At 64.9% G+C, this 15,252-nt stretch carries 18 protein-coding genes; 11 read left to right on the top strand and 7 right to left on the bottom strand.

Annotated features, from left to right (window positions below; genetic code table 11):
* Positions 1–35: 35 nt before the first annotated feature.
* Positions 36–671 (top strand): lysoplasmalogenase family protein, encoded by a 636-nt coding sequence (locus tag A2J02_RS22600; RefSeq protein ID WP_068053885.1) that lies wholly within the window; start codon positions 36–38, stop codon positions 669–671.
* On the opposite strand, the gene A2J02_RS22605 is transcribed toward A2J02_RS22600, so the two are convergent.
* Positions 642–1,094: a hypothetical protein gene (locus tag A2J02_RS22605; RefSeq protein WP_068053889.1), complete on the bottom strand. Its 453-nt coding sequence runs from the start codon at positions 1,092–1,094 to the stop codon at positions 642–644. The genes A2J02_RS22600 and A2J02_RS22605 overlap by 30 nt on opposite strands.
* 89 nt (positions 1,095–1,183) lie before the next feature.
* Here A2J02_RS22605 and A2J02_RS22610 point away from each other — a divergent pair, with 89 nt between their 5' ends.
* The 4 genes from A2J02_RS22610 (at position 1,184) to A2J02_RS22625 (ending at position 4,616) form a co-directional block, all read left to right on the top strand.
* Complete coding sequence (locus A2J02_RS22610) at positions 1,184–1,972, top strand: SDR family oxidoreductase (RefSeq protein ID WP_068053942.1); 789 nt, start codon at positions 1,184–1,186, stop codon at positions 1,970–1,972.
* A 138-nt stretch (positions 1,973–2,110) separates the two neighbouring features.
* On the top strand, positions 2,111–2,716 hold the full coding sequence (locus A2J02_RS22615) for a DUF6636 domain-containing protein (protein ID WP_068053892.1): 606 nt from the start codon (positions 2,111–2,113) through the stop codon (positions 2,714–2,716).
* Positions 2,713–3,393: a TrmH family RNA methyltransferase gene (locus A2J02_RS22620; RefSeq protein ID WP_068053895.1), complete on the top strand. Its 681-nt coding sequence runs from the start codon at positions 2,713–2,715 to the stop codon at positions 3,391–3,393. Before A2J02_RS22615 ends, A2J02_RS22620 begins: the two co-directional genes overlap by 4 nt.
* Positions 3,394–3,479: 86 nt before the next feature.
* Positions 3,480–4,616, top strand: coding sequence for a glycoside hydrolase family 76 protein (locus A2J02_RS22625; RefSeq protein WP_068053898.1), 1,137 nt, complete (start codon positions 3,480–3,482; stop codon positions 4,614–4,616).
* A 4-nt stretch (positions 4,617–4,620) separates the two neighbouring features.
* On the opposite strand, the gene A2J02_RS22630 is transcribed toward A2J02_RS22625, so the two are convergent.
* Together A2J02_RS22630 and A2J02_RS22635 are read right to left on the bottom strand one after the other, a co-directional pair.
* Positions 4,621–5,316 (bottom strand): DedA family protein, encoded by a 696-nt coding sequence (locus tag A2J02_RS22630; protein ID WP_068053945.1) that lies wholly within the window; start codon positions 5,314–5,316, stop codon positions 4,621–4,623.
* A gap of 28 nt (positions 5,317–5,344) precedes the next feature.
* A complete protein-coding gene (locus A2J02_RS22635) occupies positions 5,345–6,049 on the bottom strand; it encodes a VTT domain-containing protein (protein ID WP_442971500.1) in 705 nt (234 codons plus the stop codon).
* A gap of 212 nt (positions 6,050–6,261) precedes the next feature.
* Between A2J02_RS22635 and fbaA the strand changes: the two genes are divergently transcribed.
* The gene (gene fbaA, locus A2J02_RS22640; RefSeq protein WP_068053901.1) at positions 6,262–7,302 is read left to right on the top strand and encodes a class II fructose-bisphosphate aldolase; all 1,041 of its coding nucleotides are present in this window, start codon (positions 6,262–6,264) and stop codon (positions 7,300–7,302) included.
* A gap of 97 nt (positions 7,303–7,399) precedes the next feature.
* Here fbaA and A2J02_RS22645 read toward each other — a convergent pair whose 3' ends face one another.
* The gene (locus A2J02_RS22645) at positions 7,400–8,191 is read right to left on the bottom strand and encodes an Rv0361 family membrane protein (RefSeq protein ID WP_231893983.1); all 792 of its coding nucleotides are present in this window, start codon (positions 8,189–8,191) and stop codon (positions 7,400–7,402) included.
* 150 nt (positions 8,192–8,341) lie between these two features.
* On the opposite strand from A2J02_RS22645, the gene A2J02_RS22650 reads away from it, so the two are divergent.
* The 3 genes from A2J02_RS22650 (at position 8,342) to A2J02_RS22660 (ending at position 10,899) form a co-directional block, all read left to right on the top strand.
* Positions 8,342–8,758: a DUF3151 domain-containing protein gene (locus A2J02_RS22650; RefSeq protein ID WP_068053907.1), complete on the top strand. Its 417-nt coding sequence runs from the start codon at positions 8,342–8,344 to the stop codon at positions 8,756–8,758.
* Between the two features lie 37 nt (positions 8,759–8,795).
* Positions 8,796–9,890 (top strand): FUSC family protein, encoded by a 1,095-nt coding sequence (locus A2J02_RS22655; RefSeq protein WP_068053910.1) that lies wholly within the window; start codon positions 8,796–8,798, stop codon positions 9,888–9,890.
* 79 nt (positions 9,891–9,969) lie between these two features.
* Positions 9,970–10,899 (top strand): cation diffusion facilitator family transporter, encoded by a 930-nt coding sequence (locus A2J02_RS22660; protein ID WP_068053911.1) that lies wholly within the window; start codon positions 9,970–9,972, stop codon positions 10,897–10,899.
* Here A2J02_RS22660 and A2J02_RS22665 read toward each other — a convergent pair.
* From A2J02_RS22665 to A2J02_RS22675, 3 genes are all read right to left on the bottom strand, one after another.
* The gene (locus A2J02_RS22665; RefSeq protein WP_068053912.1) at positions 10,889–11,356 is read right to left on the bottom strand and encodes a pyridoxamine 5'-phosphate oxidase family protein; all 468 of its coding nucleotides are present in this window, start codon (positions 11,354–11,356) and stop codon (positions 10,889–10,891) included. The genes A2J02_RS22660 and A2J02_RS22665 overlap by 11 nt on opposite strands.
* A 130-nt stretch (positions 11,357–11,486) precedes the next feature.
* Positions 11,487–12,260 carry a site-2 protease family protein gene (locus A2J02_RS22670; protein WP_068053915.1) on the bottom strand — a complete coding sequence of 258 codons (774 nt, stop codon included), beginning with the start codon at positions 12,258–12,260 and terminating at the stop codon, positions 11,487–11,489.
* Positions 12,257–12,922, bottom strand: coding sequence for a hypothetical protein (locus tag A2J02_RS22675; RefSeq protein ID WP_068053919.1), 666 nt, complete (start codon positions 12,920–12,922; stop codon positions 12,257–12,259). Before A2J02_RS22675 ends, A2J02_RS22670 begins: the two co-directional genes overlap by 4 nt.
* A 202-nt stretch (positions 12,923–13,124) precedes the next feature.
* Between A2J02_RS22675 and A2J02_RS22680 the strand changes: the two genes are divergently transcribed.
* Both A2J02_RS22680 and A2J02_RS22685 read left to right on the top strand, forming a co-directional pair.
* On the top strand, positions 13,125–14,414 hold the full coding sequence (locus A2J02_RS22680; RefSeq protein ID WP_068053922.1) for an adenylosuccinate synthase: 1,290 nt from the start codon (positions 13,125–13,127) through the stop codon (positions 14,412–14,414).
* Positions 14,415–14,840: 426 nt separating this feature from the next.
* The coding region (locus A2J02_RS22685; RefSeq protein ID WP_068053925.1) for an alternate-type signal peptide domain-containing protein at positions 14,841–15,252 on the top strand (412 nt) is incomplete at its 3' end.

Consider the following 15,252-nt stretch of genomic DNA (forward strand, 5'->3'; position numbering starts at 1 on the left):
TTGCGCTGTGACGAGATTGTCGGTGGAGGTCTGCGATGGTTGTCGGTCGGGTTCGGCGGGCTCGTGCAGCCGCGCTGGTGGCGGGTGCGGTGACCGTGGTCGGTGCGGCGGCGGGGTCGATGCCCGTGCAGCGTATGGCCAAGCCTCTGATCGTCCCGGCGCTGGCGAGCGGGCTCGATCCGGCGCGAGATCGGGTGCTCCTGGCGGGTCTTGCGGCGGCCACGGTCGGCGATGTTCTGTTGATCGACCCCGACGACGATTCCGCTCTGGAATGGGGCGCGCGTGCGTTCGCGGTGATGCAGGGCAGTTATACGTATCTGCTGCTCCGTCGGGGTGCGCGTCCGACGCTGCTCGACGCCGCTCCGCGATACGCCGGATGGGCAGTCGCATCGACGCTTCTGGCCAGGCGGCAGCCCGCGGTGGCGTCGACCCTGGCCGGCTACGGTGCGGTGCTCGCGACCACGTCGACCCTGTCTGCGCGTTCGGTCTCGCGCGGCGGCGATCGCAGGCTGATCATCGGCGGTGTTCTGTTCACCGTCTCCGACGCGCTGATCGTGTTCAGACGGCTCTTTCTGACCGAGGACCGTCGGCGGCGCGCCGCGGAAGCGGTCATCCTCTCGACCTATGTGGCGGCGCAGGTCCTACTCGTCGAGGCCCTGGCTTCGAGGTAGAAGCAGTACCCGCTCGCGGTGGGCAGGGTCGACGCGAACGGCGATGACGGTGCCCGGCTCGAATCGTGAGCTGTCCGAACGTGGGATGTCGTAGACGATCTTGCCGAAGTAGCTGCCCGAGCCCGGCACGGTGAATTCGAGATCCAACTCGGCGGTGTCGTCGTCGATCCGGCGGATGGCATCGACCGTCGCCCACCCCTCCACGCCGTGTTCGATCAGTTCCTTCTGCTCACGTGTGGGGCGTCCGGCGATCAGCATGGCCAGTCCGAGAGCTGCGCCGAATCCGGCGACCAGGGCTGCCAACTGATACGGAAGCGTTCCCGGTGGGGTGCGGTCCCTCAACCAACCGATCCAGATCGCCAGCACAAGGGCGTAGCCGATCGTCACGACGACGACGGATCGCACGATTCTCGCGTTGTTCACTTCGGTGCTCCTACGCCGCCGAAAGCGGCCGTTGGATATTCGACGATAGGGGGTTACCGGTAAGTAGGGTTACATGTACGGTGATCGATGTGACTCGACCAACTGTCTTCATCTCAGGCGCAGCTGCCGGTATCGGCCGCGCGACGGCCCTCAAGTTCGCCGCCAGCGGCTACCTCGTCGGTGCCTACGACATCGACGAGACCGGCTTGGCATCGCTCGGCAAGGAAGCTGCCTCGCTCAGCGGCCGTGTGGTCACCGGCATCTTGGATGTAACCAACTCCGACCAGTGGGAAACCCGGTTGAAGGAGTTCGTCTCCGAGGGCGACGGTCGACTCGACATTCTGATCAACAACGCCGGAATCCTCGCCGCGGGCGCTTTCGAGGACATGCCGCTTTCGGTGCACCGCCGTCAGATCGACATCAACGTCAACGGGGTCGTCTACGGCACCCTCGCGGCTTTCCCGTACCTCAAGGACACGGCAGGCGCGCAGGTCGTCAACCTGTGTTCGGCGTCGGCCATCTACGGTCAGCCCGAGTTGGTGACGTACGGCGCAACCAAGTTCGCGGTACGCGGCATCACCGAGGCGTTGGATCTCGAGTGGAGCAAGTACGACATCTCCGTCAAGGCCATGTGGCCGCTGTTCGTCCAGACTGCGATGACCCAGGGCGTGTCGACGGGCACCACGAGTTCGTTGGGTGTCCGGCTCACCGTCAAAGACGTGTCCGACGCGATCTTCGACGCGACCCGTCCCGTCAAGCGCCGGTTGCACAAGGTGCATTTCCCGGTCGGCTTGCCGTCCAAGGCGCTCTCGCTCGGCTCGCGCTTCTCGCCCGCGTGGCTCACTCGCGAGGTCAACCGGCGCCTGAGCCACACCTAGAACTCGTCGCCGAACGATGCCGGCCCTGACGCCGGTATCGTCGGTCTTTCGAGCAATCGGTGTCGAAAGGTGGGTCGGGGTTTCTTCATGCTGAGTACGTGGGGTTCGAGCAGGTTGCGTTCGAGCAGGGCAAGGCGAATGGGTCGGTTACGAGCCTGGTCGGTGGGAATCGGGGCCGCGGCGCTCGTTCTCGCCGGTTGCAGCAGTGAGTCCGCTGCCCAGCCTCCGCCGCAGCCGTCGACCACCACTCTCGCGCCGACGACGACAACGGCAACCACCACTCCTGCACCGGTGACGACGACGGAAGAAGCGCTCCCGCCGCCCCCGCCTCCGGTCGAGCCGCCGCCCACCGCAGAACCGCAGACGACGTACGCCGCCATCGGCGGCGCGTTCTACTTCAGTTCCCCCGACGGTTTGTTCCAGTGCGGAATCGTGCCGCTGTCGAACCGCACCGAGGCCGGGTGTCAGGGCACCACCACTCCGGTGCCGCCGCGGCCGGAGGACTGCATGATCAACTGGGGCAACGGTATTCGAGTCACCAATCAAGGGCCGGCTGCCTTCATGTGCTCCGGCGGCGTGGTCTACACCTCGGGTGGGGAAACGATCGATCCACCGCTCGCGGTCGGGGCGACCATCGCCGAGAACGGATTCACCTGCACGTCCGCCGAGAACGGCATCTCGTGCGTCGACGATGCGACCGGACACGGTTTCCGCATCGCACCGGACAGCAACGAAATCTATTGAGCAGCGACAGCACTCCTCCGTCGGACGATGCCGGCCCCACCGAGTGGGGCGAGAACCCCAACGGCGTCGGACCGTGGTCCGACACCCACGCCGAACCACCACCCGACGACCCACGGTTGGACCCGGAACTGCTCGCAGGCGGTGACCGCCGCAACGTCGTCGACGCCTATCGCTACTGGCGGCGCGAGGCCATCGTCGCCGATATCGACACCCGACGGCATTCGCTGCACGTCGCCATCGAGAACTTCACCAACGACGCCAACATCGGGACGGTGGTGCGCACCGCGAACGCCTTCGCCGCCCAGGCGGTGCACATCGTCGGGCGACGTCGGTGGAACCGCCGCGGTGCCATGGTCACCGACCGCTACCAGCACATCCACCACCACGACACGGTGGAAGCGCTGATGGAATTCGCCGCGGAGCAGGGCCTCGTCGTCGTGGCCGTCGACAACACCCCGGGGTCGGTACCGATCGAGACGGCGGAGTTGCCGCGCGACTGCCTGCTGCTCTTCGGACAAGAGGGACCGGGCGTCACCGACAGTGCCCGCGCGTCGGCGTCGATGACGGTATCGATCGCCCAGTTCGGTTCCACCCGCAGTATCAATGCTGGGGTTGCCGCGGGAATTGCCATGCACTCGTGGATTCGGCGGCATGCCGACATCGAGACTGCGTGGTGACACCACCACGGGTTCCGGAACGGTTTCGGGGCGGTTTCCGGGGCGGGATGTAACGAATCTGCAACGGTAGTGGCAGGATTGCGGGTATGCAGGAGTTGTGGTCGCAGCGTGCGGACGCCGCGGAGGGGGCCGTCGTCGCGCGGCACATGCGTCGGCTCTGGGGGCTACCGGGCACGACGTTGGGAGTCGTCGCCTGGCCACCGGTCCGGAAGGAACGGATGTTCCTGCGCTGGCACTACTGGTGGCAGGCCCACCTGCTCGACTGCGCGGTCGACGCCGCAGATCGCGACCTCACCCCCAAGCGCCGTCGGCGACTGAACAAGATCACCCGAGCGCACCGAACCCGCAACGTCAGCGGGTGGACCAACAACTACTACGACGACATGGCGTGGCTCGGGTTGGCGCTCGAACGGGCGCAGCGGAAGCACTTCGTCGGCAATCGCGGTGGCATCCAGCAGATCGAGATGGAATTGTTCGACGCCTGGGCTCCGGCCGAGGGCGGCGGCATTCCGTGGCGCAAGAAGTCCGACTTCTACAACGCACCCGCCAACGGTCCGGCCGCGATCTTGTTGGCGCGCACCGGTCGGCTGTGGCGTGCCCAGGAGATGGCCGACTGGATGGACCACACCCTCAGGGACGAGCGCACGGGGCTGATTCTCGACGGAATGCATTCCACTCGCGCACTCGTCGACGCCGGCAAACCCGGTGAGATGGAACGCGCCGTGTACAGCTACTGCCAGGGCGTCACGTTGGGCCTCGAGACCGAACTCGCAGTTCGGCTCGGCGAACCCAGGCACGCGCAGCGAGTCCACGCTCTGGTCGACGCAGTCGACAACCACCTGACCCGCAACCTCGTCATCACCGGCGGCGGTGGGGGAGACGGCGGCCTGTTCAACCCGATCCTCGCGCGGTACCTGGCGATGGTCGCGGTGAAGCTGCCCGGGGACTCCGACGCCGACGACCGAGCTCGCGAACTCGCAGCTGCGATCGTGCTGAACTCGGCCGAAGCAGCGTGGGAGAACCGCCTCGAAGTGGAAGACAACCCGCTGTTCGGAGCCGACTGGACCCGCGAAGCCCGATTCCCTGGGCAAGGTCTGCACATCGCCAGCTTCACCGAAGGAACGGTCCGACCGTCCGACGTACCCGAGCGAGACCTGTCGGTCCAACTGGGCGGATGGATGCTCATGGAAGCCGCACAACGCGTCGCAGCTGCAGGTTTCTGAGTCGCTACTCCACGACCTCTTCGACCTCGATGGTCTCTTCGGGGCGTGCCATTTCCTTGCGGTACTGCCAGATGCCGAGTCCGGTTCCGACGACCAGCAGCACGACCATGCCGATGAGGACGGCGGGCATCAGCCACGGGATTCCGTCGATGAACGAGCCGAAGTAGAACCCGATCAGCAACAGCACCGGAGCCCAGATGATGGCACCGAGCGTGCTGGCGATCGTGTACTTGCGGTGATCCATCTTCGCGGCACCGGCGACGAGCGGGCACAGGGTGCGCACCCAGGGGATCCATCGCGCGACCAGCACCGCCCAGAATCCGTGCTTCTCGAGCAGGAGATTGACCTTGTGCAGGTTCTTGGTGTTGAGGTATTTACCGTTCTTGCGGGCCACCAGCGTCGAGCCCGTGCGGTGACCGATCGAGTACCCCACCTGATTGCCGGCGATGGCGGCGACCATCGCACCGAGCGACAGCGCCCAGATGTGACCGGTGCCCGACGCGTGGGTCGCCATCACGATTCCGGCCGTGATCAGCATCGAATCTCCCGGCAGGAACAATCCGATGATCACCGCGCATTCGATGAACACGAAAGTCATGACGATGATCCACACGACGAGGGGGCCTGCTGTCTCCAGCGGACCGAAACTGCCGACGGCCTGAACGGAGACGGTCGGAAGCGCAGTGGTAATCGACGACATGGACTCGATCACTTTCGGAAGATCTCGATCAGGACTTGGTGTCCGGGGCGTCTGCCTCGATCATGTCGGTGGCCTCCCCGAGCGGAGTCTTGCGGGCCTTGATCATGCGCTTGCCGACCTCGATGACGATGGGCAGTACGGAGACGGCGACGATGATCAGGAAGATGATGTCGACGTGGTCGCGGATGAACGCGATCTGCCCGAGCAGGTAACCGAGGGTGGTCACACCCGCGCCCCAGAGCACGCCGCCGACGACGTTGTAGGTGAGAAACAGTGAGTACTTCATGTGCGACGCACCCGCGACGACCGGTGCGAACGTTCGCACGATCGGCACGAAGCGCGCCAGGATGATGGTGATCGGACCGTGCTTCTCGAAGAATATGTGCGATTCGTCGATGTACTTCTTCTTGAAGAAGCGCGAATCGTTGCTCTTGAAGAGGGCTGCGCCGCCCTTCGTGCCGATCAGATAGCCGACCTGATCACCGAGGATTGCCGCAATCGGAATCAGGATCACGAGAGTCCAGATGGACGCGAACGGCTCGATATCGGTGGACTTCGACGCTGCGATCAAGCCGGCCGTGAAGAGGAGCGAATCGCCTGGGAGCAGCGGAAAGAGCAGCCCGGACTCGATGAACACAACCAGCAGCAGCCCGATCAGAACCCAGTGACCGAAGGAGTTGAGCAGGTTCACGGGGTCGAGAAATCCAGGTAACAACGCCAGATTGGTCGTCACCGATTCCGAGGCAGCTAGAAGACTCACCGCGCCCACACTACCGGCCTGAACCGGGAAGTCCCTCAGTAGTTGGTGTCGCCCGGCTGTGAACACGCTGCCCTGTTCGATCTCCCGCGTAATTACCTCAGCGATGCGGGTACGCACGACACCGGGCTCGGAGGTTGCCATACTGCACAGGACACAACCGAACTTTTCAATGGAGGAATGACGCCGTGCCTATCGCAACTCCCGAGGTCTACGCCGAGATGCTGGGCCGGGCGAAGGAACACAAGTTCGCCTTTCCGGCAATCAACTGTGTGGGTTCCGAGTCCATCAACGCCGCCATCAAGGGCTTCGCCGACGCGGGTAGCGACGGCATCATTCAGTTCTCGACCGGTGGAGCCGAGTTCGGCTCGGGACTGGGCATCAAGGACATGGTCGTCGGCGCTGTGGCGCTCGCCGAGTTCGCGCACGTGATCGCCGCCAAGTACGACGTCACCATCGCTCTGCACACCGACCACTGCCCCAAGGACAAGCTGGACACCTACGTTCGGCCGCTCATCGCGATCTCGCAGGAGCGCGTCGACGCAGGCAAGAACCCGCTGTTCCAGTCGCACATGTGGGACGGCTCGGCCATCCCGATCGACGAGAACCTCGAGATCGCCAAGGACCTGCTCGCCCGCGCGGCGGCAGCGAACATCATTCTCGAGGTCGAGATCGGTGTCGTCGGCGGCGAGGAAGACGGCGTCGAGGCGGAGATCAACGACAAGCTCTACACCTCCAACGAGGACTTCCTCAAGACCGTCGAGGCCCTCGGCGCAGGCGACGCAGGCTCGCGCTACCTGCTGGCGGCGACGTTCGGCAACGTGCACGGCGTCTACAAGCCGGGCAACGTCAAGCTCAAGCCGTCGGTGCTGGCGGACGGCCAGAAGGTCGCGTCGGAGAAGCTGGGCCTGGCATCGGGTTCCAAGCCGTTCGACTTCGTCTTCCACGGCGGATCGGGATCGGCGAAGAGCGAGATCGAAGAGGCTCTCGAGTACGGCGTGGTGAAGATGAACGTCGACACCGACACCCAGTACGCGTTCAGCCGTCCCATCGCCGGACACTTCTTCTCCAACTACGACGGCGTTCTGAAGGTCGACGGCGAGGTCGGCAACAAGAAGGCCTACGACCCGCGCAGCTACCTCAAGAAGGCAGAGGCCGGCATGACCGCCCGCGTCGTCGAGGCCTGCAACGACCTCAAGTCCGCCGGACGCAGCGTGAGTGCCGGCTAGAGCGGGCAAGCCGCACTGCGCGGAAACTCGTATCAGGCCACGAGGTAGGAGTGGAGCCTGCGGAACGACCCGCAGGCTCCGCCGCGCACATGCAGCGTCAGCTGCACACCTTCCACTGATCGCCCTCGAGGCGCAGGTCGAAGGTGCGCGGCGATCGATCGTTCGGGTTGGCTTCGGTGTGCGCGATGACCTGGGCGATCGCGGTGGTGTCGTCGCCGACCTGGATGGCGTCGATGCTGTCGAGGGTCGGGATGTTGCCCTGCTCGGCCGAGACGCGGTGGACATCGGTGAATTCCGCATCCGGGATGTCTCGGTAGAACGTCGCGAGGTCACCGCACGAGGTACTGCGCAGCGTGGCGAGGTCGCCGTCGGCCAATGCGCGGGTGAACGACTCGACGGTCGTTCTGATCCGGGCCTCCGGGGAGTCGTCGACGCTCGTGCGGTCGATCAGAAGATTCGCACCGGCGGCGACTGCCGCGACCACGACAACTACAGCCACCAGCGCCGCCCACCACTTCTTCCGACTCGGTTTGCCGGGTTCGGTCGGCGGGGGTCCGACGCGCTGGGGACCGACCTGCTTCGGTCTCGGTTGCCGCGGCTCGATCTTCCTCGGCCCGACCGGCTGCGGCACGGCGGCTGGCGATTTCTTCTCTGCTGCAACATCTTTCGCCGGCGCGCCGGACGGGTTTCGCGGCGGGATACGACGCGGGGCTGCAGTCGGCTTCGCGACCGGCTTCGATTCCGCTGCTGCCGGTTCCTCGGCTGGGGCGGTGGCGATCTTCTCGGTCGGAGGGTCGGCGGGCTCGTCGATCTGCTTCTTCTTGCCCAGGTCGATCTTCTCGGTGGCTGCGTCGGCCTCGGAGGGCGCCTTCTTCTTCTCGTCCGGCATGCGTTCTCCCTCGTTCACCGAATTCATCCGAGAACTCGGAGGTTCTCGATTTCGTCAGCTGGCAGCCTATCGACCGGGTGTGCCGCTCGCCGCGAGCGCCACCGGGGGTGTTCGGACACGATTCGGTGACGTAAGGGCACAATGAGCGCCATGACTTCTTTCGGTGATCTGCTCGGACCCCAACCCACACTGTTGCCCGGAGACGACGAGGCCGAATCCGCGCTGCTGAACCACGAAGCGCCCGAGGCCGTCGCGGCGGCGCATCCGACGGCGTCCATCGCGTGGGCCTACCTGGCCGAGGCCGCCCTCGAGTCCGGTGCCACCATCACTGCGTACGCCTATGCTCGTACCGGTTACCACCGAGGTCTGGACCAGTTGCGTCGTAACGGATGGAAGGGATTCGGGCCGGTCCCGTACAGCCATGAGCCCAACCGAGGATTCCTCCGATGCGTCGCAGTCCTCGCCAAAGCGGCCCGCGACATCAACGAGCACGACGAGTACGCCCGCTGCCTCGACCTCCTCGAAGACTGTGACCCCAAGGCAGCAGAAGCGCTCGGCCTGGGCTGACCGGGCCCGCGCCAGCCGGGTGCGCGGCCGAACCCGAGTGAAATCGGGCAGCGCTCGGCTGAAGTTGTCGCTGCTGCCCATCATTCAGTGCGCGTTGGCGGCAGGTGTGGCGTGGTTCGTCGCGACGGACATCGTCGGTCACGAGAGCCCGTTCTTCGCGCCGATCGCCGCTGTAGTCTCACTGGGCGTCTCGCTCGGTGCGCGGGTGCGCCGATCGGCCGAACTCGTCGTCGGAGTGACGGTGGGCATCGGCATCGGCGATCTGCTGATCTCACTGATCGGCAGCGGTCCGTGGCAGATCGCTCTTGTCGTGGTGTTGGCGATGTCGGCTGCGGTGTTCCTCGACGGCGGCCCGATCATCGCGATGCAGGCCGGATCGTCCGCCGTGCTGGTCGCGACACTCATTCCACCCGGCAACATGGGTGGCCCCAACCGCATGGTCGACGCGTTGGTCGGTGGTCTGGTGGGCATCGCGATCGTGGCGTTGATCCCGACGCATCCGGTGTGGCGAGCCCGTAAGGATGCGGCGAGCGTGTTGGCGACGGCTGCAAGCGTGTTGCAGAAGGTGGCCGACGGTTTGGTGGCCAACGATCCCAAACCGATCGAGGAGGCGTTGCGCAAGGCGCGTGCGACGCAGTCCGGTATCGATGCTCTGCGGACCGACCTCAAGGGCGGCCGGGAGATCGCGCGAATCTCTCCGATGTACTGGAATCACCGCAATCGTCTTGCGGCGCTCGCGGCTACGGCCGATCCCATCGACAACGCCGTCCGCAATATCCGGGTGCTCGCGCGCCGGTCGCTGACGTTGGTGCGCGACGACGAGATCCTCGATCCGCGTGTCGTCGACGAGGTGGAGAAGTTGGCGCATGCGGTGGAGGTGTTGCGGCAGATGATCCTCGCCGATCCGGGACGGAAGCCCGACGCGGCAGAAGCGGCGCGAGTGTTGAGGTCGGTTGCGGCCGGTGCCAAGCCGGAGTTGATCTCGAACGCCGGTCTGTCGGCGACGGTGGTGTTGGCGCAGTTGCGATCGATCATCGTCGACTTGCTGCAGGTCGCCGGGCTCAAGCGTATTTCTGCCTTGGCGACACTTCCGCCGACGGTGGACCATCCGCACGTCCCGCCGGAGTTGTGACCCGAGCGCACCATTGCATATATGCGTATGTACGCATATGGTGACTTCCGGAAGTCGACATCGGTCACCAGGGGGAGTCATGGGCGCGGGTCACGGGCACAGCCACGGCGTGGGCGGTCACTCGCCCGCAGGTGCGGGGCCGCCCAGGTCTCGGGTGCGCAAGATGGTCGTCGCGCTCGTGATCCTGGTGGTGTTCCTCGTCGTCGAGGCAACCGTCGCCTTGGCTATCGGGTCGCTCGGCCTGCTCGCCGATGCCGGCCACATGCTCACCGATGTGCTCGGCATGTCGATGGGTCTGATCGCATTGATGCTCGCTCGCAAGGGAAGTGCCGCAGCGGCAAGAACATTCGGCTGGCATCGGGCAGAAGTGTTGACCGCCATCGCAAATGCCGTTCTGTTGCTCGGTGTTGCGGCGTTCATCATGTACGAGGCGATTTCACGCATCGGCGACGCTCCTGAAATCCCCGGCGTACCACTGATTCTCACCGCGACGGCCGGTCTCGCGGCCAACATTGTCGTGATGCTGCTCATTCGCGGCGACGCCAAGGATTCCCTGGCCGTCCGCGGTGCGTACATGGAGGTTCTGGCCGATGCGGTCGGTAGTGTCGGCGTGCTCGTGGCCGGCGTGCTGATGGTCGTGTTCGGGTGGACGTGGGCGGACATCGTCGTCGGCGTCCTGATCTCGCTGTGGGTCATTCCGCGTGCGATCAAGCTCGCCGGGTCGGCGCTGCGCATCCTCACCCAGGCGAGCCCGGCAAATGTCGACGTCGACGCGCTGACCGGCGACCTGAGTGCGCTACCGGGCGTGACGGGGGTGCACGACCTGCACGTGTGGACGCTCACCACCGGAATGGATGTGGCCACGGTGCACCTCGAGTGCGAGGGGTCGTCGTCGATGGTGCTCGATCGTGCCAAGTCGCTGCTGTCCGGCTACGGCCTCGACCACGCCACGGTGCAGGTCGAACCCGCCGCGCACGGCCGAACCTGCAAGGAAGAGCTCACCTGGTGACGGTGTGTACGTCGGAGCCGGGACGCCACACGTCGATCTGCATGTGATCGTCCACCAGCGAGGTCAGTACGACCTCGGTGATGTCGAGATCGAACACGTGATAGGGCACCAGCTCGCCCGGCGCGGCGTCGAATATCGGTTGCAGCACAGCAGGATCGGTGATTTCGACGGCACGCCCGCCGATCTTCGCGTCCCCGCCCTCCATCGAATGGTGACCCGGATTGCTGTGCAGCGCGAACCGTCCGTCGCGCTGCAGATCTCGAGCTTTGACGGCACCGAGCATCGAGCCGAGACGCAGTACGCCGCTGTCGTCGAACTCGACCTCGGTTCCGCTGACGCGCGGTGAGCCGTCCACCCGGAGCGTCGCGAGTACATGGTGCTTGTGGGCGGTGAATCTGGCGCGCACCGCCGAAGCCAGGCTCGGTGCTGCCGTCGAGAAGTCGTTCCACGTCGTCATGGGGAAATTATGCGACCGACCCCCGACACAACTGGGAAAGTCTGCACAGAACCTGCCTGCATCGACGGAATCCCGTCGATCGCGCTCGATACCGTGCAATTCTTCCCGCTGCTCCTGGATGAACCAGCCGTCACAGCCAGAATCGCATCAGGTAGTTGCCGTTGCCTGCGAAGAACTCGGGAACACCGGACAGCCCGAACAGGGTGTAGATCGCACCGAAGAACACAGAGTTGACTGCTGGCACGAACAGCAACGCGACGAGAACGAGGATTCCGTAGCCCTTGAACTGGTTCAGCGATGCACGGGTGGCGGGCGAGAGCGAGGGCTCGAGTGCGGCGTAGCCGTCGAGTCCGGGTACCGGAATCAGGTTCAGGATCGTGGCCATGATCTGCAGGAACGCCAGGAAGCTGAGCCCGTACCAGAAGGCCTGATGACTGCCGTCGGTGCCGAACATGCGAATGACGATCAGGAGTGCCACGGCGACAACGGCATTGGCGAAGGGGCCGGCGAGGGCGATGCGCCGCTGCGTGGACGCCGAGAACTGGCCGGTCCGCAGGTACACGGCCCCGCCCGGAAGTCCGATTCCGCCGATCGCGATGAACACCACCGGCAGGACGATCGAGAGCAGCGGGTGGGTGTACTTCAGCGGGTTGAGCGTCAGATAGCCGCGGAGTTCGACCTCTCGGTCGCCGGCGCGGAATGCGGTGAATGCGTGACCGAATTCGTGCAGGCACACCGAGGCGATCCAGCCGGCCAATACCAGAACGAACACTCCGAGGCGCGCGGTGAACGACGTGACGTCCTCGGCCGTCCACGCGAGTGCGCCGCCCACTCCCGCGATTGCGAGAACGGCAACGAACACCGGGCTCGGCAGAACGGGACTGCGGCGCAGCGGAACGGTCATCGGACCAGTAGCCACTCTTCGTGGTGACGATAGAACGTCGACCGCTTCACCGTTCTGTCGCCGGCGATGCCGTCGCGCATCAGGTCTGCGGCGGGGGAGCCGAGCTGCATCGCCCGTCCGCTCACCCAGCGGCGAGGCAGAAATCGTCGACGGCTGATCACTCGCGCGCGCAGCCCCGGCAGTTCCGGGGTCGGTGCCACCTCGACGCCGGGTACGACTCCGGAGAACAACCGAGTGTCGTCGACGTAGGCCTCGCCCTCGAGTTCCGCGCCGCCGGCACCGCCGAGGAGCGCCCGACCGACAACGGCCTTGCCTGCGTCGTCGCGAATGAGGGGTGTGCTCGACGCCTTGCCCGTCAGTGCCACCTTTGCGGCACGGGATCCGGTTCCGAGCTTGTAGATGTGGGCGGCGTCGGTTGCGGTCTCCGGTACGAACGCGACTTCGACGTGCAGACGATCGGTGCGCATCAATCGGGTCAGTACGGCTGCCAGGGACGCGTCGCTGCCCAGGACGATGATGCGGGGGGCCGGTGCGGATTCGATGTCGGAGAAGATCGCGCTGCAGTCGTCGTCTGTCGGTACTGCATCGGCGGTGCGCAGTGGGACGTCGGTCAGCGTGATCGGCAACGGCGGATTTCCGCAGTGCAGAACGAACGGTGTCACGGCGCTCCTAGATCTTCGTCGAACCCTCGAACGACCATAGTGCCCTCGTTTCGGCTCCACCGTAGCGGCATGCGGGCCAGCTCACCGCCTCGGCTAGACTGTTCCCCCGGCCACTGTCGCGCCTGCGGCAAATGGTGACGGCTGCGTTCGATCGAGCAGTATTTGCAGCGCGTCCTCGCACGAAAGCAACGTAGGAGAGCACATGCCGGCGATAGTCCTGATCGGCGCCCAGTGGGGCGACGAGGGCAAAGGCAAAGCCACCGACCTGTTCGGCGAACGCCTTCAGTGGGTCGTTCGCTACCAGGGCGGCAACAACGCCGGTCACACCGTCGTCCTTCCGAACGGCGACAAGTTCGCGTTGCACCTGATCCCGTCGGGAATTCTCACGCCCGGCGTGAAGAACGTCATCGGCAACGGCGTCGTCGTGGACCCGGGTGTGCTGCTCACCGAGCTCGAAGGCCTCGAGAAGCGTGACGTCGATACCACGAACCTGCTGCTCAGTGCCGATGCGCACCTGATCATGCCGTACCACGTCGCCATCGACAAGGTGACCGAACGCTTCCTCGGTGCCAAGAAGATCGGGACCACCGGCCGCGGTATCGGGCCCTGCTATCAGGACAAGATCGCTCGCGTCGGCGTCCGCGCAGCCGATGTGCTCGACGAGAAGATCCTGACCCAAAAGGTCGAGGCCGCACTGGAATTCAAGAACCAGGTGCTCTCGAAGATCTACAACCGGCGGGCGCTGGACTCACAGCAGGTGGTCGACGAGGTGCTCGAGCAGGCCGAGGGCTTCAAGCACCGCATCACCGACACCAGGTTGCAGCTGAACCTCGCGCTCGAGCGCGGCGAGACCATATTGCTCGAGGGGTCGCAAGGCACCCTGCTCGACGTCGACCACGGCACCTATCCCTACGTCACGTCCTCGAACCCGACTGCGGGCGGCGCGTCGGTCGGTTCCGGCATCGGCCCCAACAAGATCGGGACCGTCCTCGGCATCCTGAAGGCCTCCACGACGCGTGTCGGCTCGGGACCGTTCCCGACGGAGTTGTTCGACAATTACGGTGAGTACTTGGCCAAGCAGGGCGGCGAGGTGGGCGTCACCACCGGTCGTGCTCGACGCACCGGCTGGTTCGACGCCGTCATCGCGCGATACGCCACCCGAGTCAACGGCATCACCGATTACTTCCTGACCAAGCTCGACGTGCTTTCCAGTCTGGACACGGTGCCGATCTGTGTCGCGTACGACGTCGACGGCGTCCGGCACGACGAGATGCCGATGACGCAGACCGGTTTCCATCACGCCAAGCCGATCTACGAAGAGATGCCCGGTTGGTGGGAAGACATCTCCGGTGCCCGCACGTTCGACGAACTGCCGATCAACGCGCAGAACTACGTGCTGCGTCTCGAAGAGCTCTCGGGTGCGTACATGTCGTGCATCGGAGTCGGACCGGGCCGCGACGAAACCATCGTTCGCCGCGACATTCTGCGGTAGGGAACCACTGCGAAATTCAAGCCCCGAGGCGTAATGCCTCGGGGCTTTTTCGTGCCCGGATGCGCCGTCGATTGTCGACTCCGCACATCGGGCAGAAACAGCGGAGCGGGTAGCAAAAATGAGGACGAAATCGTTTCGTCCGCTGTAATCGGACGCGCGACCTGGGGTGATCCGCCGCAAGGTGGCAGTTTTCGTAATTCGAGTAGCTTTACATGGCGAGATCATGTGTAAACCAAAAGTATGAAAAATGCGGCCGAACATTCCCTCGGACTTTTACCTTCACTTGGGTAACGGCCTAGGAGGTCGTTCCGAAACAATGGGCATCGCACCAGTTGCGGAGGCCTCTTCGGATGGCCGACCGACCCACATCCGGGTCACCTCCCCCTCCGGCCTCACGAACAGGGCCACCGAAGAAAGCGACAACGAATGAACAAGGCAACCAAAGGCGCCATAGCCGCGGGGGCGGCAGCTGTACTGCTGCTCGGCGGTTTGGGCTCCTATGCGCTGTGGCAGGACACCGAAACTGTGACCGGAGGTGAGATCAACTCCGGTGAACTGAACTTTGCCCCAGTCCCCGGCACTGCCAATTGGACCGAAACCTCGGTCACCCCGAACGCAGATCTCGGAACCGACCCCTCGACGTTCCCGATCGTGCCGGGCGACGTGCTCGAGTACTCGACCCAGTACACCGTGAACTGGGCAGGAGACAATCTCCGTGCCACCATCACAGCGGACTTCACCGACGTCGGTGGCGACACCGCATTGGCGGATGCGCTGTTGACCGAGGTCTCAGTGAACGGTGGCACCTCGTTGCCCAACGGCTCGGCCGTCGCTCTTC

Source organism: Rhodococcus sp. EPR-147, assembly GCF_001647185.1.
Taxonomy (GTDB): domain Bacteria; phylum Actinomycetota; class Actinomycetes; order Mycobacteriales; family Mycobacteriaceae; genus Rhodococcoides.